This is a genomic window from Thermovirga lienii (assembly GCF_036847465.1).
Lineage (GTDB): Bacteria > Synergistota > Synergistia > Synergistales > Thermovirgaceae > Thermovirga > Thermovirga lienii.
Window position 1 is genome coordinate 1 of sequence record NZ_DAITZW010000078.1, and the last position, 2,138, is coordinate 2,138.

Annotated in this window: 1 pseudogene; it reads right to left on the bottom strand. The window is 50.0% G+C overall.

The features are described from left to right. Window positions 1-211 precede the first annotated feature (211 nt). Window positions 212-2,133 (bottom strand): annotated as a pseudogene (locus V7Z69_RS09795) (aldehyde ferredoxin oxidoreductase family protein). Between the last annotated feature and the right edge of the window lie 5 nt (window positions 2,134-2,138).

Below are 2,138 nucleotides of genomic sequence, written 5' to 3' on the forward strand. Positions count from 1 at the left end.
CTTGCGGAGGCTACAATGATGGATGAGGCTCACCATGCACTAGTGAGGGGTGCCAAGGCTTTAGCATTTATGGCCATTGAGGTAATGATGGACGAAAAATTAAGAAGCAGCATAAGGGAGGCCTTTGAGAAGGAAAAACAGGCCTGATCATAAATAAAAGGAGGGATCCAATCTAGGTTGGAATCCCTCCTTTTATGTCTGCATTTAGGTGTTAAATAAATTCCTCCAGGCCAAGCTCCGCGAGTTTTTCCCTTTTTGGAATGCCTTGGCCGTCCCATCCCATCATGGAGTAACAAAGGGCTACGGCATCTTTAAACTCATCTTTTCCGATTGTGCTTCCCTTGAAAGCCCCATCGGGCAGAGGAGTATGGAGCCTCTCGGGAATGACATCGTCCCCCGATGTGAGTCCCATTTTCAAATTGAATAGCCTGGCAGCATTTAACCCCCGTTCTCCCATCTTCATGAGCTCCCACAGTGTTATGTTCCAACCTGTTGCCGCCTCCACCAGGGAGTGGAGCCTATGTATAGGGAAGTAGCTTCTTGGAGAGAAAACGAAGTAACAGCATCCCAAGTGGTTGAAGGCAGCCCAGAAGTACCATAGGTAGGTGATGGCCCTTATCTTCTCAGGTCCTAGATATGTTACAGGGAGAGGCTCCAGTATTCCCAGGGCCATAATGTCCTTCATGGGTCTGCTGTCCGGAGAAGCGAACAAAGGGTCGTGGGCAAACTGCATGTGGTCGGCCCCTGTGGGCGACAGGGCATATCCTATGGCGACGCCTTTTTCCCCCTTGGCTCATGCATGGGAAGCTCCTGCCCCTTGACGGTCATCAAAAATTTTTCACTTCCCTTGCCTACCTTCGCTGAGGCCCTTTTAGAGCCCTCGGCCAAAAGGTCTCCTATACCTTCCCTTCGGGCTATTTTCTCCAGTAGTTTGAGCATGCCTTGAGCGTCTCCGAAGCCGGAAACGATAGCTTCGTCTTTTGTCATTATCCCTTTTTCTACACATTCCATTAGCCACGCTATCGTCATACCTGCTGAAATAGTATCAAGTCCAAACCTGTTACAGAGCTCGTGCCCCTTGGTTACTGCGTCCAGATCATCTACACCGCACAGGGAACCCAAGGCCGCCATGGTCTCGTACTCAGGGCCGCCGTAGTTGGGGTCAGTATCGTACTTGCCTCCTCCGACCACTCGTTTGCAGCGCACAGCGCAGGCGAAGCACCCCAAGCGTTCCTTTAGGAGGGTTTCAGTCATTAACTTTCCGTCGATGGAGGATGCCCCTTCGAAGGTTCCCTGCTGAAAGTTCCTCGTAGGCAGGATTCCATCCTGGTTAAGCCTAGTTACTCCTCCTGCGGTGCCATGAACGTGCAGCCCGAAGGATAGAGGGTCATCCTTCCAGTTGGAGAACACTTTTATCATCTCCTGGTGAAGGACAGGGTCTTTCGGAGGTATGGCCTTTGGATATGGAGCAACTATGGCCTTTATATTCTTGGATCCCATCACAGCTCCCATGCCAGTGCGTCCGTTTACATGGTGCAAGTCGTTTATGACGCAGGCAAATCGAACCTGGTTTTCTCCTGCAGGGCCTATGAGTATGGCTGTTACCTTGCCGTGTTTTTCCCTCAATTTCTCCAGTGCTGGGCCTGTCTCAAGACCCCATAGATCCGTTGCGTCTTTGATTTCCACCTTTCCATCTTCAATCCAGATGTAGACGGGTTTTTCGGCCCTTTCTTTGAACACCAGAGCATCCACACCCTGGGCCCTGAGGGCTGGTCCAAAGTAGCCACCTGCGTCGCTTCCTCCAAACCCTCCTGTAAGGGGGCTTTTGGCGTAGATTCCATAGCGACAAGTACCATGGAAACCTAGGCCATTCAACAATCCTGCTGCTACTATCAAAAGGTTAAGAGGTCCCAGAGGATCTGTATCCTTTTCAATTTCCTTTAGCATTATGGGCAATGCAAGGCCTCTCATACCACCCCATTTCCTTGTGTATTTTTCATCGAGGTGTTCCATTGAGACCTCTTTGCTTTTCAAGTTTATCCATGCCCTTTTTGCCTTGCCAAAAGACATAAAAAGCACCTCCCTTTCTTTTTGGGTAAATGGGGACTGCTGCGTTAATGATATATAGTACATAGACA